The organism is Acinetobacter sp. YH12219, assembly GCF_013417875.1.
GTDB classification, from domain to species: Bacteria; Pseudomonadota; Gammaproteobacteria; order Pseudomonadales; family Moraxellaceae; genus Acinetobacter; species Acinetobacter amyesii.
This window is the reverse complement of sequence record NZ_VPDC01000005.1, coordinates 81,698-103,807: the sequence shown is the minus strand read 5'-3', so window position 1 is coordinate 103,807 and position 22,110 is coordinate 81,698. Positions and strand designations below refer to the sequence as shown.

20 protein-coding genes and 5 tRNA genes are annotated in these 22,110 nt (G+C 42.9%); 10 read left to right on the top strand and 15 right to left on the bottom strand.

Annotation, left to right across the window (positions count from 1 at the left end; genetic code table 11):
- The first annotated feature begins 313 nt into the window (after positions 1-313).
- The 6 genes from FTV04_RS04935 to FTV04_RS04910 are packed head-to-tail and all read left to right on the top strand — an operon-like array spanning position 314 to position 6,538.
- On the top strand, positions 314-3,154 hold the full coding sequence (locus FTV04_RS04935; protein ID WP_180088971.1) for a monovalent cation/H+ antiporter subunit A: 2,841 nt from the start codon (positions 314-316) through the stop codon (positions 3,152-3,154).
- A gap of 1 nt (position 3,155) precedes the next feature.
- Complete coding sequence (locus FTV04_RS04930; RefSeq protein WP_078189407.1) at positions 3,156-3,521, top strand: Na+/H+ antiporter subunit C; 366 nt, start codon at positions 3,156-3,158, stop codon at positions 3,519-3,521.
- A complete protein-coding gene (locus FTV04_RS04925; protein ID WP_180088893.1) occupies positions 3,521-5,329 on the top strand; it encodes a monovalent cation/H+ antiporter subunit D in 1,809 nt (602 codons plus the stop codon). The genes FTV04_RS04930 and FTV04_RS04925 overlap by 1 nt, the downstream gene beginning before the upstream one ends.
- Before the next feature lies 1 nt (position 5,330).
- On the top strand, positions 5,331-5,852 hold the full coding sequence (locus FTV04_RS04920; RefSeq protein ID WP_180088891.1) for a Na+/H+ antiporter subunit E: 522 nt from the start codon (positions 5,331-5,333) through the stop codon (positions 5,850-5,852).
- A complete protein-coding gene (locus tag FTV04_RS04915) occupies positions 5,849-6,124 on the top strand; it encodes a monovalent cation/H+ antiporter subunit F (RefSeq protein ID WP_078189410.1) in 276 nt (91 codons plus the stop codon). The genes FTV04_RS04920 and FTV04_RS04915 overlap by 4 nt, the downstream gene beginning before the upstream one ends.
- A 12-nt stretch (positions 6,125-6,136) precedes the next feature.
- On the top strand, positions 6,137-6,538 hold the full coding sequence (locus tag FTV04_RS04910; RefSeq protein ID WP_168378199.1) for a Na+/H+ antiporter subunit G: 402 nt from the start codon (positions 6,137-6,139) through the stop codon (positions 6,536-6,538).
- Between the two features lie 18 nt (positions 6,539-6,556).
- Here FTV04_RS04910 and FTV04_RS04905 read toward each other — a convergent pair whose 3' ends face one another.
- The 12 genes from FTV04_RS04905 to tpiA form a co-directional block, all read right to left on the bottom strand.
- Positions 6,557-7,393, bottom strand: a complete 837-nt coding sequence (locus FTV04_RS04905) for a tetratricopeptide repeat protein (protein WP_180088889.1) — start codon at positions 7,391-7,393, stop codon at positions 6,557-6,559.
- A 167-nt stretch (positions 7,394-7,560) separates the two neighbouring features.
- A complete protein-coding gene (locus FTV04_RS04900) occupies positions 7,561-7,968 on the bottom strand; it encodes a ribosome-binding factor A (RefSeq protein ID WP_180088887.1) in 408 nt (135 codons plus the stop codon).
- Positions 7,968-10,661, bottom strand: a complete 2,694-nt coding sequence (infB, locus tag FTV04_RS04895) for a translation initiation factor IF-2 (RefSeq protein ID WP_111884116.1) — start codon at positions 10,659-10,661, stop codon at positions 7,968-7,970. The genes FTV04_RS04900 and infB overlap by 1 nt, the downstream gene beginning before the upstream one ends.
- 10 nt (positions 10,662-10,671) lie before the next feature.
- Positions 10,672-12,156: a transcription termination factor NusA gene (gene nusA, locus FTV04_RS04890; protein ID WP_078192558.1), complete on the bottom strand. Its 1,485-nt coding sequence runs from the start codon at positions 12,154-12,156 to the stop codon at positions 10,672-10,674.
- 35 nt (positions 12,157-12,191) lie between these two features.
- Positions 12,192-12,716: a ribosome maturation factor RimP gene (gene rimP, locus FTV04_RS04885; RefSeq protein ID WP_078189416.1), complete on the bottom strand. Its 525-nt coding sequence runs from the start codon at positions 12,714-12,716 to the stop codon at positions 12,192-12,194.
- Between the two features lie 216 nt (positions 12,717-12,932).
- Positions 12,933-13,009, bottom strand: a tRNA-Met gene (locus FTV04_RS04880).
- Between the two features lie 90 nt (positions 13,010-13,099).
- A tRNA-Met gene (locus FTV04_RS04875) sits at positions 13,100-13,176 on the bottom strand.
- Between the two features lie 58 nt (positions 13,177-13,234).
- Positions 13,235-13,311 (bottom strand) — tRNA-Met (locus tag FTV04_RS04870).
- Between the two features lie 73 nt (positions 13,312-13,384).
- Positions 13,385-13,461 (bottom strand) — tRNA-Met (locus FTV04_RS04865).
- 48 nt (positions 13,462-13,509) lie between these two features.
- Positions 13,510-13,594 (bottom strand) — tRNA-Leu (locus tag FTV04_RS04860).
- A 52-nt stretch (positions 13,595-13,646) separates the two neighbouring features.
- Entirely contained in the window at positions 13,647-13,976 is a 330-nt protein-coding gene (gene secG, locus FTV04_RS04855; RefSeq protein WP_180088885.1) for a preprotein translocase subunit SecG, read from the bottom strand.
- Positions 13,977-13,989: 13 nt separating this feature from the next.
- Positions 13,990-14,781, bottom strand: coding sequence for a triose-phosphate isomerase (tpiA, locus tag FTV04_RS04850; protein ID WP_180088883.1), 792 nt, complete (start codon positions 14,779-14,781; stop codon positions 13,990-13,992).
- A 275-nt stretch (positions 14,782-15,056) separates the two neighbouring features.
- On the opposite strand from tpiA, the gene pilB reads away from it, so the two are divergent.
- From pilB to coaE, 4 genes are all read left to right on the top strand, one after another.
- Entirely contained in the window at positions 15,057-16,766 is a 1,710-nt protein-coding gene (gene pilB, locus FTV04_RS04845) for a type IV-A pilus assembly ATPase PilB (RefSeq protein ID WP_180088881.1), read from the top strand.
- Between the two features lie 32 nt (positions 16,767-16,798).
- Complete coding sequence (locus tag FTV04_RS04840; RefSeq protein ID WP_180059132.1) at positions 16,799-18,028, top strand: type II secretion system F family protein; 1,230 nt, start codon at positions 16,799-16,801, stop codon at positions 18,026-18,028.
- Positions 18,029-18,093: 65 nt separating this feature from the next.
- A complete protein-coding gene (locus tag FTV04_RS04835) occupies positions 18,094-18,912 on the top strand; it encodes an A24 family peptidase (protein WP_180064909.1) in 819 nt (272 codons plus the stop codon).
- Between the two features lie 9 nt (positions 18,913-18,921).
- Positions 18,922-19,524 carry a dephospho-CoA kinase gene (gene coaE, locus FTV04_RS04830; RefSeq protein WP_180088878.1) on the top strand — a complete coding sequence of 201 codons (603 nt, stop codon included), beginning with the start codon at positions 18,922-18,924 and terminating at the stop codon, positions 19,522-19,524.
- 14 nt (positions 19,525-19,538) lie between these two features.
- On the opposite strand, the gene FTV04_RS04825 is transcribed toward coaE, so the two are convergent.
- The 3 genes from FTV04_RS04825 to FTV04_RS04815 form a co-directional block, all read right to left on the bottom strand.
- Complete coding sequence (locus FTV04_RS04825) at positions 19,539-20,459, bottom strand: DMT family transporter (protein WP_373423634.1); 921 nt, start codon at positions 20,457-20,459, stop codon at positions 19,539-19,541.
- 8 nt (positions 20,460-20,467) lie between these two features.
- Positions 20,468-21,226: a 23S rRNA (guanosine(2251)-2'-O)-methyltransferase RlmB gene (rlmB, locus tag FTV04_RS04820; RefSeq protein ID WP_168378207.1), complete on the bottom strand. Its 759-nt coding sequence runs from the start codon at positions 21,224-21,226 to the stop codon at positions 20,468-20,470.
- A gap of 176 nt (positions 21,227-21,402) precedes the next feature.
- Positions 21,403-21,726 (bottom strand): pyrimidine/purine nucleoside phosphorylase, encoded by a 324-nt coding sequence (locus FTV04_RS04815; RefSeq protein ID WP_067763086.1) that lies wholly within the window; start codon positions 21,724-21,726, stop codon positions 21,403-21,405.
- Positions 21,727-22,110: the final 384 nt, after the last annotated feature.

Here is a 22,110-nt window from a genome sequence, read left to right as displayed (position 1 = left end):
TCCATAGCCTCGATGTTTAAATATTCAGCAACAAGGCCGCGATAAATGTCGAGTCAGTTGCGTCAGGCGTATAATGTGTAAGTGGTTCATAAAAAAGATTGATGTTGTTTTACGCATGTAATATGATCGGTTTTATTTGCAATTTTCATAGTAACATCGGAAATTGCTATCGCTTCACGAGTTGCGCAACACAGCTTGTTTTTAATTTTTTTGACACACATGGCTTTCAAGATTGAATTTTTGGACTGCTCTTTGCTGTCCTGTAATCCTTGAAAGATGAAATACACCTAGGTTTCACCGCCTAATCATGACAATGGATACGAGTGTGCTACCGATTATTATATTGTTACCGTTAATACTAGGCACAACACTTGTCTCGTGGTTGAAGCAATTCTCTCGCGGGGTAACAGCTTTAGGGGCGATTGGCGTCAGCCTCAGCAGTTTAGTTTTATTATTGAGTCAGGCCCCAGATGTCTTTAATGGCAAAACCATCATTCAAACTTGGCCGTGGCTCACTCAAGTTGGCATTGATTTCAGTTTCCGTCTCGATGCACTGGGCTTGTTGTTTTCCCTGCTCATTACGGGGATCGGCACCTTAATTTATATCTATGCCTACTATTATTTAAGTCCAAAGAACTCGCTCAGTAAACTGTATGTTTTATTGATGCTGTTCATGGCTGCCATGCTCGGCATTTCATTGTCTAATAATTTAATTTTATTACTCATTTTCTGGGAACTCACCAGTATTTCATCCTTCCTGTTGGTCGGTTATTGGAGTAATTACGATGCTGCTCAGCGTGGCTCTCGAATGGCTTTAACCATTACAGGCATGGGTGGTCTATGTATGTTGGGTGGTTTTGTTCTGTTGGCGCAAATCACGGGCACCTATCAGATTGACCAAATCCTGACGATGAGTAGCCAAATTCAGCAGCATCCGCTTTTTGTGCCCACACTGCTATTAATTTTAATGGGGGCCTTTACCAAAAGTGCACAGTTCCCTTTCCATTTTTGGTTGCCAAATGCCATGGCGGCACCGACCCCCGTCTCGGCTTATCTACACTCTGCCACGATGGTGAAAGCCGGAATTTTCTTGCTTGCACGCTTATTGCCAATCTTTGCAGGCGCGGCGTTGTATCACAACTTGGTCACCTTTATTGGTTTGTTTACCTTATGTATGGCGGCCTTCTTTGCCATTTTCAAAGAAGATTTAAAAGGGCTGTTGGCCTATTCCACCATCAGCCATTTAGGTCTGATCGTTTGTTTACTCGGGATCGGTTCTCCCCTCGCAGTTGCCGCTGCTATTTTCCATATCATTAACCATGCAACCTTCAAAGCAGCCCTATTTATGATCGCGGGGATTATTGACCACGAATCAGGTACACGTGATTTACGAAAACTCTCTGGTTTATGGCAATTACTTCCGTTTACAGCAACGCTGACCATGATCACTGCGGCCTCTATGGCAGGTGTCCCATTAACTAATGGTTTCCTCTCTAAAGAGATGTTCTTTACTGAACTTTTGGCCAACCTGACTGGGCCAGTGATGATCGTGTCAGCCATCATTGCCACCTTTGCCGGTATCTTTGCTGTCGCGTATTCGGTACGTTTGGTTCATGGGGTATTTTTTGATGGTCCACTAGGGAAAGATGTTCCCAATAAAGAAGCGCATGAACCACCGTTTGGCATGCGTGCTCCTGCGACATTACTGGCTGCTTTATGTATTTTAGTTGGACTCTTCCCTGCGTTATTGGTTGAGCATATTGTCAATAGTACCGCGCGTGCGAGTATTCAAAATACTGCGTTTGAAGGTACACATTTAGCGATTTGGCATGGTTTAAATGCACCCCTTTTGATGAGTGTGATTGCACTTTTAGGTGGTTTAGTTTTCTATTTCGCATTGGCAAAGGGCGGCAAATTACGCCGTATCGATTTGGATCCTCTTTTGGGCCGTTTGCAAGGCAAAATCCTGTTCGACTTATTTTTAAAGCATCTTTTACTCAGCTCAAGAAAGTTCCGTCGCTTTACTGAAAATGGCAAATTACAAAGCTATTTATTGTGGATTTTAATCTTTAGTGTAGCCATCGTCATTGTTCCATTTTGGCTGCAAGGTATCGGCACAGGCAGCCGTGAACTGATACATGCACCAATCATCGCAATCGTTCTGTGGCTATTATTATTCTCTGCATGTTGGATGATGCTTTGGTTCCACCATGAACGGATTAAAGCCGTCCTCATCAGTGGTGCAGTCGGTCTGGTTGTGACTATGGTGTTTATCTGTTTCTCCGCTCCAGATTTGGCGCTCACGCAGATTACTGTTGACGTGGTGACCACCGTGCTCTTACTCATGAGCTTATCATTATTACCACAGCTCACACCTTATGAGTCGAGTGTGTCTCGTCGTTGGCGAGATGCAATAATTGCGATTATTGCAGGTTTAGGGATCGCATGGATTTCATGGCTGATCATGACCCGCGATCATAATTCCATCTCATGGTTCTTTATGCAGCAATCCATCCCACTTGGTGGTGGTACCAATGTGGTCAACGTGATCTTGGTCGACTTCCGTGGCTTCGATACCTTTGGTGAAATTACCGTACTGGGAATTGCCGCAATTGGTACGCTGTGCATGATGGATGGTATGCGTGCTCATGGTACCACCATTACGCAAGGTCTGACCTATCGTTTTAATCCGTCACCACTGATGTTCCGTATTACATCATCATGGATTTTGCCTTTAGCACTCGTCATCAGCTTATATATTTTCCTACGGGGTCATAATTTACCAGGCGGTGGCTTTATTGCAGGCTTAATTACCTCTTTAGCCTTAGTGATTCAATATATCGCGCTCGGTCAAGACCGTGCCGAACAATTGATTGGTGCAAAATCAGGTCGCTTATATGAAGTTTGGATTGGTATTGGTTTAACCATTGCGGGGCTGACAGGTATCGCGGCTTGGCTATGGGGGCGTCCATTCCTGACCAGTGCTCATATCTATGTATCGCCACCCATTTTAGGTGAAATGCACCTTGCCTCCGCTGCCCTCTTCGACACAGGTGTCTACATCACCGTTGTGGGCGCGACGATGTTAATGATTTCCGTCTTAGGCGACTCGCGTCACTCGAGTATGTCTGGTCCAGTTCCAAGAGGCGAATAAGATGATTAGTTTAGAATTTTTACTCGCTTCAGCCATTGGCTTACTGACTGCAACAGGGGTCTACCTGATTTTGCGGGCACGTACCTTTCCTGTCGTACTGGGTTTAGCCATGATTGGCTATGCCGTGAACTTATTTTTATTTGTCATGGGGCGTATTCATGTCAACGCACCTGCCGTGTTAACTGAAACCACCAAAGCGACCGATCCTTTACCACAAGCCTTGGTCCTGACCGCCATTGTGATTGGCTTTGCGACCACTGCCTTTATCGTACAATTGGCTCTGCGTAGCCGCTATGAAACTGGAACAGATCATGTGGACTCCAAAGAAGAAATACCGCAAATTGACCCGCGGGAGGATGAGCCATAATGCATGATTTCATCCAATTTTGGACTACGCATAGCCCGATTTTCAGTATTTTAATTCCTGCAATTACTGCATTTATTTTAGTCCTGTTGGGCAACCCCGGCTCTGGCTCGCTGGCACATGACTGGCGACAACCTTGGCGTCGTGGAATCAGCTATGTTTCTGGCATCCTTGGGCTGATCACATCTATCAGTTATTTGATGATCGCCAGCTCTGGCCAAGTCTTGGTTTATAACCTGAGTGAATGGGCCGCACCGTTTGGTATTGTCTTAGTTCTAGATCGACTCTCAGCATTCATGTTGGTGCTGACTTATGGTCTTGCTGTGCCAGTGATGTGGTTTGCCAGCAAAGAATGGGATGAGCGTGGTCGTTATTTCCATGCCATGTGCCATTTCTTACTAATGGGTTTATGTGGTGCATTCCTGACAGGCGATTTATTTAACCTATTTGTGTTCTTTGAAATCCTGTTGATGGCATCATATGTTTTGCTCTTACATGGTCAAGGCAAAGCACGTTTTCAGCTTGGTATTCATTACGTCACCATTAACCTATTTGCCTCTGCCCTCTTCCTGATTGGACTCGGGATGATTTACGGCAGTGTAGGTAGCTTAAATATGGCTGATGTTGCACGACTTATGCCTTTGCTTGAAGCGGATCAACATCGTATCGCAGTGGCTGGTGCATTGTTACTGTTTACCGTCTTTGGCATCAAAGCTGCAATGCTGCCTGTAGGGTTCTGGTTACCGAAGACCTATGCTGTGGCAACCACGCCTGTCGCAGCCTTATTCACTATCATGACCAAGGTCGGCATCTATGCCATTCTCCGTGTCAATGGTACTGTTTTTGACGATGGGATTAGCCGTGAAATCTTACAACAGTGGCTGTTACCAATTGGCTTAGTAACCTCGCTCTATGGTGCTTATGGCGCAATCGGAACGGATCGCTTACGTCGTTTTGTCGGTTTTATGATTTTGTCTTCTATCGGGACAATATTGGTTGCAATTTCATTCTTTAATACGGATGCATGGGCTGCGGGGCTTTATTACCTGATTCACAGTACCATCATTGGTGCAGCATTTTATATTCTCTCAGGTTGGATTACCTCACAACGCGGCGAATTTAAAGATCATTTTAAAATTGCACCTCGCATGAAACAACATAATACCGTTGCTGTCTGCTATTTCATCATTGCGTTGATGATGGCTGGTCTACCGCCATTTAGCGGATTTTTGGGTAAAGTATTTCTCTTGCAAGCCACGGCAAACTCACCTTACCAAATCATGATTATTTTGATTGTATTGTTGGTGAGTTTACTCAGTATTATCGCATTCACCCGAGTTGGTTTTGTACTTTTCTGGCGTTCATCTCGCCCAGAAGATGATATTCATACTGAAGAATATCAGCGTTATCAGGCTTTGCCGAATAAGGCACCGCTTCGTAATGACAAAACTATTTATTTGCTGTTAACAGCGCTTGTGGGATATATGGTTTTTGCTGCGCCGATCTATGACTACACCTACAAAACTGCGCAGCAAATTCAAGACAATCCATTATATGAATCCTTGCTGCTGAAAAAGGATGAAGAAGGTAAAATCATCAGTGTTCAACCTTATGACCCTGAAAATTTACCTGAAACCAAATATGGTGGTGAATCAGCCGATCCAAATGCACACCTCATTCCTGCATTGATCGCGCCTGAAACTCTACATGGCGAGCATATTTCTGAGTATAAGCAACGCCAAATTCAGGGACAGCAGCAAGAAGAAAAACTGCCTGAAGAAACCCAACTAAAACCGATGGAGGCACCTTAACATGGCGAAAACATCTGTATTAAATCGCTGGTTTCCACATCCATTAGTTTCAGTCATGGTTGGTCTGAGCTGGGTTATGTTGGCGCACAGTCTAGATGCGGCCACACTCTGCATGGCCTTGTTTTTAGCCATTGTTATTCCACGATTGGTTCGCCCTTTTATTGACCGAACGCCGAATATCAACTGGCTGGCAGCATGTAAATTATTCTTTGTGGTGCTGTGGGATATTATTGTCAGTAATATCCATGTTGCAAAATTAGTCCTTGGGCCAACACATAAACTGCACCCGAAATGGTTCCGTGTTCCTCTCGATACACAGCATGAGGAAGTCAATTCTTTACTTGCGATGATCATCACCACCACGCCTGGTACGGTGTCTGCGGGGATTGACCAAGACCGTGGTGATATTTTGGTCCATGCGCTGAGCACGGATGATCCCGAAGCGGAAATTCAAACCATTAAAGAGCGCTATGAACGCCCTCTCATCCTCATTTTTGGCGCTGATACAGGAGAATCTGCATGACAATTTTACCGTATGCGCTTGGCATCTGTTTAGTTGCTGTGACGATCTCGATGTTATTGTGTCTCATTCGCTTGGTGATGGGACCCTCAATCGTAGACCGGCTACTTGCTTTAGATACCTTATTCTTAAATGCCACCTGTTTAATTGTCATTTTAGGTATTTATTGGGCAAGTACATCGATGTTTGAAGGGGCTTTATTGGTTGCCATGCTTGGGTTTGTGTCTACAGCCGCTTTAGCACGCTATTTCACCACTGGCCACGTCATCGACTAGGAGTACATTAATATGCAATTAGTCATGGAAATTTTGGTCTCGATTTTTTTGGTGATTGGCGCTTTTTTCATGTTGGTCGGGGGTATTGGTATGGTTCGCCTACCCGACTTATTTATGCGTCTACACGCACCGACTAAATCAAGCACCTTAGGTTTAGGAAGTTTTCTAATTGCTGCAATTATTTATGCAGCATTTCAAGGGCGTTTTGGATTTGCAGAAATCCTGATCACGCTTTTTGCTTTTATCACTGCACCGGTTTCTGCAAACCTCATGGCACAAGCCGCATTACATTTACGACTGCGCTCGATGAGTGGTGATGCACCAGAAGCGCTTAATCGCCCTCTTCCTTGGCAGCGAACTCGCCGCCGTGCATTTCACTCTAAAGTCCATTCAAAACCGGAAGATCTGGATTAAATCCAGATCTAGTTTTGATTATGCCTTCGAGCTAAAAAAATCTTTGATTCGCATCCACATTTTTTCAAATACGCTGCTTTGAGCCATATATTGCAAACGCTTTTGGTTATATGGCGTCGTCTTTAATCCATATTTTTCTGCTAAATCAATCAGTATATTTGTTTCATAACTACTTTGAAAATGATCAGACCAATTAGGCTGATATTGACTCATCTCAAGATTCGCCAATTCATAAAACAGCTGTGCCATCACGGCATCCTGTCTTGAAACAAAATTTTTCCGCTCATTAATCTGTAAACTGGCCTGCTCTCGTATGGCATCGTATTCCGCTGTTGTGAGTTTTCGTTGATTCTTCCAGTGCGCATCAGGTACATAACCTATTCCATAATGTACATTCAACAATGGATATTCATGAAAATATTTTGCTGTCGCACGTTTTTCTTTGGCTGTTAAAATATTCAGATGAATCCATTCACTGCCAAGATGTATCGATGGATCACGCTTCATGCCTTCAGCAATCCATTTTTTGGCCTGTGGAATATTGCCAATCAACTCATATGCAGTACCTAAATTCACTGCAGTCTTTGGTAAACCTGGATGCTCTTTTTCAATTGCACGCAAAACCTTAATGGCTAAATCGTAACGGCCTGCGTAGATCTGATGTACGGCATAATCATTTTCTGCCTGATAGTCTATTGGGCTAGGATGCCTTGAGACAAAGTTATTCAATTTTTCATCATGATCTTCTTCGTGTTGATTTTCTTTTTCTGAATCAGATGTATAAAAATCTTCTACATAGGTATTTAAACATGCCCAACTTGGCATAGTGATGAGTAATATGCTGCTCAATAGCATGATTTTTTTATTATATTGTGTGTATAGACTGGACTATCCAATGTCATTTTCAAGCTTAGTTTTATCATCTAGTTATAATTCTGTGTGTTATTGGGGATTTTTAAAGAATGACCATTCAAACATAAAAAAGCCACCCGAAGGTGGCTTTTTTCATTCAGCGAACTGAATTATTCATCATCTTTTTTTGCTTCGTCAGTAGGAGGTAAGTCCTTGACCGCTTCCGCAATTAGACCAAACATATAGTTGCCATAAGCATTTGTTTTGTCGTAATGGAAACGCAAACGTGGCGTAATACGTGTTTTGATACGATGGCTTAGTTCATGACGCAAGAAACCAGATGCTTTATTCAAGACATCTAAAGTCTCTTTATTTGCGGCTTCACTTTGCTCATCGCCTAGCTCACGACCCATTACAGTCACATAAACTTCGGCATATCCTAAGTCTGGGCTCACCTTCACGGCAGAGATGGTCACTAGACCACCTAAGCGTGGATCTTTCAGCTCCTGACGGATCAGTTCTGACAACTCACGTTGTACTGTATCCGCCATACGCTTCAGACGTTGACTACCCGCCATTAAAGACTCCGTTTAATTAATTGAACATCGTACACTTCAATCTTATCTTGTGCTTTGATGTCTTTATAGCCTTTCACCGCAAGACCACATTCCATACCGGCACGAACTTCTTCAACCACATCTTTGTAGCGACGAAGAGATTCAAGCTCACCTTGGAATACCACCACGTCATCACGTAATACGCGAATCGGTTTATTACGGTGTAATGTACCTTCAAGTACCATACAACCTGCAGCAGCACCGAATTTACTTGAGTGGAACACTTCACGTACTTCAGCAACACCCAGAATTGTTTCACGGTGTTCAGGCGCCAATTTACCGCTCATCGCATCTTTCACATCATCAATTAATTGATAGATGATTGAGTAGTAACGAATGTCGATACCATCAGCATCAGCTTTTTGACGTGCAGTATTATCAGCACGTACGTTAAAGCCGAGAAGAACCGCTTCTGATGATTCAGCAAGTGTTACGTCAGACTCAGTGATCGCACCAACACCTGAACCAATAATACGTACTTTCACTTCATCAGTTGCAAGTTCAGCAAGTGCAACGTGTAATGCTTCCAAAGTACCACGTACGTCTGTTTTCAATACCACGTTGACAATAGGCACATCTTTCTTGCCCATAGACGCCATGATATTTTCAAGACGCATCGCAGATTGACGCTCAAGACGTTTTTGACGTTCACGATCCATACGTGCATCAGCAACTTCACGTGCTTTCTTCTCGTCATTTACAACAAGAACTTCGTCACCCGCCATTGGCGCTTCAGGAAGACCCAAGATTTCCACAGGAATCGAAGGACCAGCAGATTTAATACGTTGACCATTTTCATCTGTCATTGCACGTACACGACCGTATGACGAACCTGCAAGAACAAGGTCACCCACTTTCAATGTACCGTTTTGAACAAGAATCGATGTTACCGCACCACGCCCTTTGTCTACACGTGCTTCAATTACAACACCTTGTGCCGCACCCTCTTCAGATGCTTTAAGCTCAAGAAGTTCGGCTTGAATTGAGATCAAGTCAAGAAGTTCGTCGATACCTGCACCGCTGTGCGCAGAAACCATTGCCACTGGAACGTCACCGCCCCATTGCTCAGGTACGATTTCTTTCGTCGTCAACTCATTCAATACGCGATCTGGATCAGCAGACTCTTTATCCATTTTGTTGATAGCAACAATAATTGGCGTACCTGCTGCACGTGCATGGTCAATCGCTTCCGCAGTTTGTGGCATAACACCATCATCTGCTGCAACAACCAACACTACGATATCTGTAGATTTCGCACCACGTGAACGCATTGCAGTAAATGCTGCGTGTCCCGGTGTATCTAAGAAAGTAATAATACCTTTTTCAGTTTTCACATGGTAAGCACCAATATGCTGTGTGATACCACCTGCTTCACCTGCAGCCACTTTAGAGCGACGAATACGGTCAAGAAGTGATGTTTTACCATGGTCAACGTGACCCATAATTGTCACAACTGGCGGACGAGTGGTTTGGACACCACGCGCTTCTTCAGCTGCTTCAAGTAAGTTGTCTTCTGCTTGTGTATCCGAAACAAGTACTGGATTGTGACCCATTTCTTCAACAACAAGTGCTGCAATTTCTTGATCAATCGCTTGGTTTTGAGTAACCAATTCGCCCATTTTCATGAGTGATTTGATAACTTCGCGAACTTTAACCGCCATTTTCGCAGCCAAGTCAGCAACAACAATTGTTTCACCAATTTCAACATCATAAACTTGTTTTTTAACTGGTTTTTCAAAGCCATGCTTGTTCGCTTGACTTGTTTTTAAACCACGTTTATGTGAGTTATCACGGAAAGATTGCTCTTCGCCACGACGACCACCTTTTTTAGGTGAACGTGAATTGTTGGTATTGGTACCACGTTTAATTTCACGGTCTTCTTTCGCAAATGAATCTTCATATGCCTGACCTACAAGGCCGGCAGCAAGCGGAGAATCATCTACAACACGAATGGTCGCAGTAGTGTCTTCGTTAGAATACTTAGACGCCATTTGACGCATTTGCTCAAGCGTACGTTGTTGCGCTTCTTCAGCGGCTTTACGACGCGCCGCTTCTTCTACAGCTTTCAATTGTGCTGCTTGAGCTTCACGTGCTTTTTTCTGTTCTAGAGTTTCAACAGGTTTTGTAATTGGCTTGTTGTTTGACTTACGTTTTACAACAACCGCAGCTTTCGGTGTTTCTTGCTTCGCATGTTCTTGCTTCGCAGCAGCACGCATTGCTTCTAAAGCTTGTTTCGCTTTAGATACTGGTTGTTGCTTCGGTTCTTCAGCTTTCGCTTCAACCTTAGGTTCCTGTTTACGTGCTTGTTGGTCAGCTTGTGCTTTCGCTAATGCTTCAGCTTTAATTTGCTCAGGATCCGGTTTAACAAATGTATGTTTCTTACGAACTTCTACATTAATCGTTTTTGCCTTGCCCGATGTACTCGCCACTTTAGCAGTACTGGTAGTTTTACGTTTCAACGTGATTTGTCCTGCATTGCCCGCATCCTGACCATGAACTTTTTTCAAATGGTTAACGAGGGCATTTTGTTGTTCAGTGGAGATAATATCGTCAGGTTTAGTTTGTGGTAAACCCGCATCACGAACCTGTTCCAGTAGCTTCTCAACTGGACGACCCACGCTGAGAGCTAACTCCTTAATCGACTTGTCCGTCATATATTACCTCCTAGTTAAACCATGATTCGCGCGCTTTCATAATAAGTTGACCTGCTTTTTCAGCACCTAAACCTTCGATATCAGAGATATCGTCAGTGGCTTGATCTGCAAGATCATCTACAGTTACCACACCGCGAGCGGCAAGCGCATATGCGATTTCTTTAGTCACGCCTTCCATTGCAGCAAGCTCTTCGCTTGGCTCTTGGATGTTTTCTTGTTGCTTCAATGCATCAGCCAATGCAATTTCTTTTGCACGACCTTGTAGCATTTCAACAGTTTCAGCATCAAGTTCGATCTCATCGAATGTTTCCGCAGGAACATACGCGATTTCTTCTAATGATGTGAAACCCATTTCAACTAACGCCATCGCTAAGTCTTCATCAATATCTAGACGTGTAACAAACATATCTAAATATTGTTGCGCTTCGTTTTGTTGGCGTGCGTGATATTCTTCTTCAAGCATCATATTGAGCTTGTAACCAGTCAATTCAGATGCTAAGCGTACGTTTTGACCTTGAGAGCCAATTGCACGTGCTAACTGATCACTCGTTGCAAAAATAATATCTGCAGTACGTTCTTCTTCATCAATCACGATACCTGATACATCAGCAGGCTCTAGAGCACTTGCAATGTATTGTGCAGCGTCATCAGACCAAACGACTACATCAATACGCTCACCATTTAACTCTGATTGAACTGCTTGGATACGTGTACCACGCATACCAATACATGCACCTACAGGATCAATACGGTGATCGTTTGTTTTCACAGCGATTTTAGCACGAACGCCAGGTTGGCGTGCAGCAGCCTTAATCTCAATGATTTCTTCAGCAATTTCAGGAATTTCTTTCTTCATCAATGCAATAAGCATTTCTGGTTTAGAACGAGAAAGTAATAACTGAGCACCACGGCCTTCACGGTTTACGTTAAACAAAATCGCGTTTACACGTTGTTTAGGACGTAGAATTTCTTTAGCGATCATTTCTTCACGCGCAAGATATGCTTCTGCATTGTCACCTAAATCAATGATAAAGCCATCTTTGGTTTGTTTTTTCACTTCACCGTAGATGAGTTCACCAACTTTAGATTCGTAAGCATCTGCAATTAGCGCTCGCTCTGCTTCACGAATTTTTTGAACAATCACTTGTTTCGCAATTTGTGCCGCAATACGACCGAAATCAATCGATTCAACTTCAAGTTCACGGATATCCCCAATTGCCCATTTTGCAGGATCTACATCAGAGATCGCATCTTGGCATGCTGGCATTTCGTGATCTTCGTCGGCAACCACTTCCCATTGACGGAAAGTACGGTAATCACCAGTACGACGGTCGATTTCTACACGTAGACGAGCTTCTTCCGAGTGAGTTCCCTCGTAGAATTTCTTCTTAGTCGCTGCAACTAAAGCTTGTTCAAGCGCTTCAAAAATTGCATCACGACTTACACCTTTTTCGTTACTAACCGTTTCTACTACGGTAAGAATTTCACGAGCCATAAGTCACCTATTCGTTCAGATTCTTATTTATTAAATTAATCTTGGAAAACCAGATTTGCTTTATCAATATTGTGGCTGTCAATATCCAACACTTGTTGCTTTTCAACTTCAACCTGAATCATTTCGCTTTCAAGGTCTACGCTTACAAGTTTGGCTTGGAATTTACGACGATTATCCACAGCACTGATCAAACGCAAAGCGACTTGCTGACCAATGTATGCCGTCATTTGTTCCAATTTAAAGAACTGACGATCCCAACCTGGAGATGACACTTCCAATGCATATTCGCCTGAAATTGGATCATGTACATCCAACATCGCACCCACTTGCTGAGTGACACGAACACAGTCCTGCACGCCGATACCACGGCCTTGCTCAACTTCGCCATCTTCATTGATGACAGGTTCTGCATTTTCATCAACTTCACGGTCGATATAAATACGTAACAGTGAACGTTTTCCTTGAGGTTGGAAATCAATCCCCCAAAGTTCTACATCACATGCTTGCACCGCTGGGGCAATTAAGTCCTGAAGTGCTTGAGTTTTATTTGATAGCTTCATTTACTCTCGTCAAATTTGTGCGATTCGATGGTCGAAATGACCACTACAGACCAATGCAAAACTATAGTAGTAGTGAAACATGACGGTTTGACCAAAATACTGTCGACACTACACGATAGCCAATAAAAAAGGGCGTAAATCGCCCCATTATTACACAGAAAACCATAGTCCACTGTGCAAAAAGGCCCACCTAGTTGTGAGCCTCTTTTAGAAACTTGGTAGCGGGAGCTGGATTTGAACCAACGACCTTCGGGTTATGAGCCCGACGAGCTACCAGACTGCTCCATCCCGCATCAACATGCAAAAATTATATACAATTTCTTGGTCATTTTCAATCTAAAACAACCTGAAGAATTGCCCTACTGAGTTGCATCTCAGAGGATTGGTAGCGGGAGCTGGATTTGAACCAACGACCTTCGGGTTATGAGCCCGACGAGCTACCAGACTGCTCCATCCCGCATCAACATCACAATGACTTTCAGATAAACTGCTTATATAGATTGTGTGCTATATAAGATTGGTAGCGGGGGCTGGATTTGAACCAACGACCTTCGGGTTATGAGCCCGACGAGCTACCAGACTGCTCCACCCCGCATCAATATGCAAATAGTTTTCTCAGCTTTAAAAGCTGTCCATTTAAAAGTTTGCATCTTAAAAATAGAATTGATTGGTAGCGGGAGCTGGATTTGAACCAACGACCTTCGGGTTATGAGCCCGACGAGCTACCAGACTGCTCCATCCCGCATCAACAGAGTTTTGCTGCATACACCAACTTATGTTTTGGATTATAAGTTGGTGCGGAAGGGGGGACTTGAACCCCCACGCCCGAAAGCACTACCACCTCAAGGTAGCGTGTCTACCAATTCCACCACCACCGCAGCTGTGACGCATTCTAGTCGCAACACGTCAAAAAAGAAAGCGCTAAATAAATTATTCAGCGCTTTTTGGTGCAGTTGGCGAAGTTTCAGCCGATTTTACTGGCGCAGTCGGTACTGAAGAAATCGCATTCAGACTATAAGCATCTGTCGCTTGTTTCTTTGCAAACACAGCAAGTGTCAAGCTCGTAACGAAGAACAAAGCCGTTAAAATCGCAGTCAAACGGGTCATAAAGTTACCCGAACCCGATGCACCAAATACAGTTGCAGCACCGCCGCCACCAAAAGATGCACCCGCATCTGCGCCTTTACCATGCTGAACTAAAATCAGCACGATCATTAAAATCGCTAAGATAATATGTACCACCAGCACAAACGTATGCATGCTGAACTCCTAATTATTTTGTATTTGCAAATGCTTGAGCAATTTTATAAAACGACTCTGCATTTAATGATGCACCACCGACCAGCGCACCATTGATATCCGGACAGGCTGCCAACTCTACTGCATTTTCAGGTTTTACACTACCACCATAAAGAATCGCAGTATGAAGTCCCATTGGGGTGATTTGGCTTAAACCTTCACGAATTTTAGCGTGCATCGCTTGCGCATCTTCAGGTGACGCTGTTTTACCTGTGCCAATGGCCCAAATTGGCTCATAAGCCACCACAATTTGTTTCCACTGCTCTGCTTGTACGACAGCAGCAATATCACATATTTGTTGTAACACAATCTGTTCTGCTTGGCCGCTTTCACGTTGTTCCAAGCTTTCACCCACACAATAAATCACAGTCAAACCTGCGTTTAATGCATTATTTACTTTTTCATTAATGATATGCGGTTGATCAGCAAAAATTTCACGGCGTTCTGAATGACCAATCAGTACAAACTCAACACCATAATCTTTTAATAGCTCTGCACTGAGCTCACCCGTATATGCGCCTGTACCTGCGAAGCGAGAAACGTCTTGTGCAACGGTCATAATATTACGGCTTGCTTGTACTAATTCATTTTGCACCGAGGTCAGAGCAATAGCTGTTGGTGCAACCCCAATATGGCATGCCGCTTCAGCAATATTTTGTTCATTTAATAATTGCTTAAAATTCTTAAGAAGTGCGCCAGCATCGGCTTGCAATGGGTTCATTTTCCAGTTACCCACTACCCAAGGCGTAATCGTCGAACCCGACATATTTATCCCACATGACAAAGATGAAATCGGGCACATTCTACACGTAATTCATAATTTTGAAGATAAATTTCAACACATTTGCATCTTCGAACCACACCAGTCATTCCAAGATCTTCACTTTTCTGTAAAAAAATTAAGCAGATTTAAGGACTGGTTCATGCTTTTTACCAATTCTTAGCTAGTGACAACACTTTAAGATATGGTATTTTTGTGCAACAAAAGTATAATTTTGCTATACCAATTATAAACAGACTGAAGCATAGGCAAGTAAAAGCATGACAGCAGTTCAAGGTTCTTCAAGATTTACGGGGTTTATTCGTCGCTTAGTTGACGAAGGGCATCTGTCTGCCGAAAAAATGCAAGCAGCGCTGCAAAATTCAAAAAAGGCTCATCAAGATATCGTGCCGCATTTGATTCAGGAATATCACCTTTCAGCACGCCTGATCGCAGAAACCATCTCGATAGAGTTCGGTGAACCGGTTTTTGATATTTCAACTTATGATACGTCTTTAATTATACGTGATGAATTTGAAGATAAACTCATTACTAAGCATCGTATTTTGCCTATTTTTAAACATGGCAATTTATTATTCGTTGCGATCAGTAATCCCACCAATATTGAAGCAGTGGATGCCATTCGATTTGGTAGTAAGCTGAATACTGAAACAATTATTGTTGAACATGACAAACTTGAAAAGTTAATTGAACAGAACTTCGCTGAAGAAAGTACTTTCGACTTTGACGATGACTTTGATCTTGATTTAGATAATGAAACACCCGATCCATCTCAAGAAGATGAAGATGAGGCAACGGGTGATGAAGCTCCGATTGTTAAATACATCAATAAACTACTAGTCGACGCAATTCGCATGGGTGCATCTGACTTACATTTCGAACCCTATGAAAAGTCTTACCGCGTCCGCTACCGTGTCGATGGCGTGTTAAGAACAATTACTAATCCGCCCTTGCAGCTCGCTACAAGACTTGCTTCACGTTTAAAAGTCATGTCACAAATGGACATCTCGGAAAAACGTATACCTCAAGACGGTCGTATCAAGTTAAAGCTGTCAAAGAACAAAGCTATCGACTTCCGTGTGAACTCTTTACCGACATTGTTTGGTGAAAAACTTGTTCTACGTATCCTTGATCCATCTAGTGCGATGCTAGGGATTGATGCGTTGGGTTATGAACCTGATCAAAAAGAACTGTTCATGCAGGCTTTAGAAAAACCACAAGGCATGCTGCTCATTACCGGTCCAACGGGTTCCGGTAAAACCGTATCTCTATATACAGGTTTAAATATTCTCAACCGTGAAGATACCAATATTTCAACGGCCGAAGACCCTGTGGAAATTAACTTAGAAGGGATCAATCAGGTAAACGTAAATAATAAAGTCGGCCTCACCTTCTCTGCAGCCTTAAAATCATTCTTACGTCAAGACCCTGATATTGTGATGGTCGGTGAGATTCGAGATTTAGAAACGGCTGAAATTGCAATTAAAGCGGCTCAAACAGGTCACATGGTGATGTCTACACTGCATACCAATAGTGCACCTGAAACACTGACACGCTTACGCAATATGGGCGTGCCTTCATTTAACATCGCGACATCCGTGAACCTTGTCATTGCGCAGCGACTTGCACGTCGCCTATGTTCACAATGTAAAGAAACAGTAGACGTACCAAAACAAAGTCTATTGGAGCTTGGTTTTACCGAAGATGATTTAAATACACCAGAATTCCAAATATACCAGCCTGTGGGTTGTGCCGAATGCCGTGAAGGCTATAAAGGCCGTGTCGGTATTTACGAAGTCATGAAAGTGACACCTGAAATTTCAAGAATTATTATGGAAGACGGCAATGCCTTACAAATTGCCGAAGCTTCAAATCAAGCAGGTTTCAACAATTTACGCCGTTCAGGCTTAATTAAGGTCATGCAGGGGGTGACTTCACTTCAAGAAGTCAATCGTGTGACCAGTGAGTAAGTGAATTAGTATTTAAAAATAAGGATAAATTCATGGCTGTAAAAAAAGCGCAGATGATGCCAACCTTCAGTTATGAAGGCGTGGATCGCAAAGGGGCGAAAATCAAAGGGGAAATGCCTTCGCGTAATATGGCTTTAGCTAAAGTCACTTTACGTAAGCAAGGCATCACCATTAAAACCATTCGAGAAAAACGTAAAAACATTCTCGAAGGCTTGATGAAAAAGAAAGTATCCACTTTGGATATCACGGTATTCACGCGCCAACTTGCAACCATGATGAAAGCCGGCGTACCGCTCGTTCAAGGGTTCGAAATCGTGGCGGAAGGCTTAGAAAACCCAGCCATGCGTGAAGTGGTCTTGGGGATTAAAGGTGAAGTTGAAGGCGGCAATACCTTTGCAGGTGCACTGCGTAAATATCCGCAGTATTTCGACAACCTATTTTGCTCTTTGGTTGAATCAGGCGAACAATCGGGTGCACTTGAAACCATGCTGGATCGTGTTGCCATTTATAAAGAAAAAAGTGAATTGCTTAAGCAAAAAATCAAAAAGGCCATGAAGTACCCAGCCACAGTTATTGTGGTCGCGATAATTGTGACGATTATTTTGATGGTGAAAGTTGTACCCGTATTTGAAGGCCTTTTCAGTTCATTTGGTGCAGAACTGCCAGCTTTTACTAAGATGGTTGTCAATATGTCAAATTGGACTAAAGATTATTGGTTTATCATGCTTGTGGTTATTGCAATATTAATTGGTGGGTTTCTAGAAGCAAAAAAACGTAGCAAAGCTTTCCGAGACTTCTTAGACAAAGCTGCACTAAAAGCACCAATTTTTGGTGATTTGGTTTATAAAGCGATTATTGCCCGCTATAGCCGTACCTTGGCAACCACCTTTGCCGCAGGTGTACCTTTAATCGATGCACTAGAATCAACTGCAGGTGCAACCAACAACGTGGTCTATGAAACAGCGGTCATGAAAATTCGTGAAGATGTCGCGACTGGTCAGCAATTGCAATTCGCCATGCGTGTTACCGATAAATTTCCACCTATGGCAGTCCAAATGGTCGCTATTGGTGAAGAGTCTGGTGCTTTAGATGCCATGCTAGATAAAGTGGCGACACATTATGAGAATGAAGTAGATAATGCCGTTGATGGCTTAACCTCGATGATGGAACCCTTAATTATGGCTATTCTCGGGATTTTAGTAGGGGGGCTTGTTGTCGCAATGTACCTCCCAATCTTCCAAATGGGTTCAGTGGTTGGTTAAAACCAAGAAAAGGAAATATTTTGTTTACTGATTTTTTTAGCTACTTAATCAACAACCCAACTGCGATGTATATCGCAGTTGGGATTTTTAGTCTTTGCATCGGCAGTTTTTTGAATGTGGCGATTTACCGCACGCCGAAGATGATGGAACAAGAATGGCGCACGGATTGCCAACTGTTTTTACATCCAGACCAACCGATTATTGATGAAACAAAGATTACCCTAAGTACTCCTGCTTCAACCTGCCCAAAATGTAAAACGCCAATTCGTTGGTATCAAAACATTCCGGTTATCAGTTGGATTGTTTTACGCGGAAAATGTGGAAGTTGCCAAAACCCGATCAGTAGCCGTTATCCACTGATTGAGCTACTCACCATGATCTGTGCGCTGATTGTTGTTGCAGTTTTTGGTCCAACCATCCAGATGCTGTTTGGTTTGGTGCTGACTTATGTATTGATTGCATTAACCTTTATTGACTTTGACACCCAACTTTTACCTGACCGTTATACCCTTCCTTTGGCTGCACTCGGGCTTGGCGTGAATAGCTATGCCATTTATACCTCTGCAACCTCAGCCATTTGGGGATATATCATCGGCTTCTTATGCCTATGGATTGTTTACTATTTATTTAAAATCATCACTGGCAAAGAAGGTATGGGCTATGGTGACTTTAAGCTTTTAGCTGCCTTGGGTGCATGGATGGGCCCTTTCCTGCTTCCACTGATTGTATTACTCTCTTCACTGGTGGGTGCAATCATCGGCATTATTTTGCTCAAAGTCCGTAAAGAAAACCAACCTTTTGCATTTGGTCCCTATATTGCCATCGCTGGATGGATCGCCTTTTTATGGGGTGATCAAATTATGAAAATTTATTTGGGTCAGTAAGGTCGTTGTATGACATTTGTCTTGGGTTTAACAGGTGGTATTGGTAGCGGTAAATCTGCTGCAAGCAATTGGTTTGAACTCCAAGGCATTCAAGTCGTCGATGCTGATATCGTTGCACGGGAAGTTGTCGAACCTGGTCAACCTGCACTGAATCAAATTCAACAACAATTTGGTGATTGGGTTTTACTTGCAAATGGTGAGTTAAATCGGCGCGCTTTACGTGAACATATCTTTAAAGATCCTACAGCACGTCAAGCACTTGAAGCCATTACCCATCCTGCAATACGCCAGTCCATTATCCAACAGTTAAATGAAGCCACCAGCCCCTATGTCATCTTGGTTTCACCACTATTATTTGAAACCAATCAACATGAATTGACCAATCACACCTTGCTGATTGATGCCACAGAACAATTGCAAATTCAGCGTGCATCACAGCGCGATAGTCAAAATATCGAGCAAATCCAAAAAATTATTCAAGTTCAAATGTCACGTCAGGAAAAGCAAAAAATCGCCGATGATATCGTGCTGAATGATGGTCATTTAGATCATCTTTATGCGCAGCTTCGGCCCTTGCATCTCAAGTACTTAGCGCACGCTGAAAAAAACTAAATAAAAAAGCAGTCTTACTCAGACTGCTTTTTTTGTTGTTCGAGTTGCTGCTCTAGACTGTCCTTTCGCCCCAACCATTTCCACGGTTGAATCGCTCCAATCCCCATCCCGACTAATCCGCACACGATTGCAAAACTTAAAGGTTCATTTAGCAGCGGCACCGCTAAAATCGCAGCAATAAAAGGTGCCAAAGTTACGATGCTTCCGGCTTTAAATGCACCCAAGCGCTTGATCGCCTCTACATACGTTAAAGTCGCAATAATCACCACAAAAATACCGTGAAAGATGACTTGCCCAATGAGCTGCAGCGGCTCAGGATCGGACCAATGTTTAGGGAAAAATATTAGATAAATTGGCACAAATACCACGGCAGACCAAATCGCAACCCCTGCCATGGCATGCCAAGCAGAGAGTTTCCATTGCTTAAGCAATACCGTAAATATTCCCCACCAAATGGCACTGATAAAAAACAGCAAATCACCTAAACCAAACGCTACACCGGTTTCCACATACATCAAATAACTCATTAAGCTAATGGCAGAGACCATAATCACCACACTGATCCAGGTATGCTTATCGAGTGGCTGTTTGAAGATCAGGAATGCGGCTATGGCCGTACATAAGGGAATACAACCATTGAGGAAGATTGCCGCATGGGCCGCAGGAGCATAATGAAATGCGCTATAGGCCGTTAAGCAATAGGTCACCCCACCGAGCATAGCGAGGATAAAAGGCTCTTTCTTCCATAAAAAAGCCGTATCTTTTTTATAAATCAAAATTGGCATTAAGATGCAAAATGCCAAAGCAAACCGAAGTGCCGTGATATCCCAAGCACTGATTCCCCAATTGGCGCTTAAACGCGCCGTTAAGGTGAATCCCCCCCAAATACACATGGTAATGAAAACATATAAATAACCTTGCTTTTGGGGAGACATCATCACTGCTATTTCAATTCATTATTACGTTGACGACATGCTTCATACAATGCCATACCTGTTGCGACACTGACATTTAAGCTTTGCAAATTGCCGGCCATTGGAATGTACACAGTTTGATCACATTGCGCCTGCGTAATGGGACGTAAACCTGTATCTTCAGCGCCCATCACCACACATACACCCGTACCTGTGAAGTCAAAATTCTGAATCGGCAATGCTTTTTCATCTAGCATGGTTCCGACTACGCGTACATTAAAGTCTTCTTTGATTTGAGCCAAGGTACGTGCCAAGTTTGTCACCTGAATAAACTTCACTTTTTCAGCACCACCTGCAGCCACTTTACGGGCTGTTGGGGTAAGCGTCGCTGAACGATCACGCGGTGCAATCACAGCTTCAACACCCATGGCTGCCGCTGTACGAATACATGCACCAAGGTTATGTGGGTCTGTAATATGATCTAAAGCCAATAGCAGTGCATTTGGATTGGCTTGTAATAAAGCCTCTAAATCTTTTTCGTTTAAGACTGGATGTGGACGTACAGCCGCGACCACACCTTGATGGAACGGTTGTCCCGCAAGTTTTTCCAAACTATCACGGCTAGCTTTTTGAATGCTGACACCAAATGGTTCTGCCAACTCAAAAATACGTTTCAAACGCTGATCATCACGTCCTTTTAACGCAAATAAAGTTAATACGCGTTCTGGCTCAAGTTCCAGTAATGACTCCACTGAATGAACGCCATAATAATATTCCGGTTTCGCCATGAACGACCTCTAATTTGCAAACTTCGATAAACTTTTAAACAGGGTATGATCACCCAGCGCACAGCTTAGGTTATCAAAAAGAAAAATCCTGCAAAGCAAGCTTTACAGGATTTATGCTATGACACATAGTTTAACCGATTTGAGGTTAAAAAACTGTGCCTAAATTGATTGAATTATTAGCCTTCTAAGTGGCACACATAATCCAAGACTTCATCTGTTTCAATTTTAAATCGGCTATTACCTGGCACGTAGAACGATTGACCCGCACGGAATAGTTCGCTTTCTTCGCTATCAGCAATTTGAACACGGCATTCACCTGAAATAATTTCCATACGTTCAGGTACATGGGTTTCAAAAGTCAGCGCTTGTTCAGTTGGAAGCAACACACCCAGTGTTTTCTTGGTTCCATCTTCAAATTGCACAGTGTGGCTGATACATAGACCGCCAAAATAAACATTTGATTTTTTGATGACTGATACATGATCAAACTGTGCTGACATGCGTTTTCTCCAGATAAAGCATATTTATAATATTTTGATTGAAGTAGTTTAATTGTGCTGCAAAAACTAATCAATCAGTGTTGAAAACTTTGAGATAGATAATTACAAAAATCTGAGAAGTGGATGTGTCCCAATACCATACCACTATCTTGACATTGAGAATCTAAAACAAACTGTACTGTTGTACAAAATACTTTTTTTATTTCATCCACTAAAGTCCTAATTAGGGTCTATTGAAACGCTGCAAAATCATTTCACAGATATACATGGATAATGAATTATATGGATGGATTTAAGAGACCAAATCATGACGTTTTAAGGCAATAACACGTTAGATTAAATACAAGAATACATACACGAACGTGTTTTGTGAGAACTTAGCAA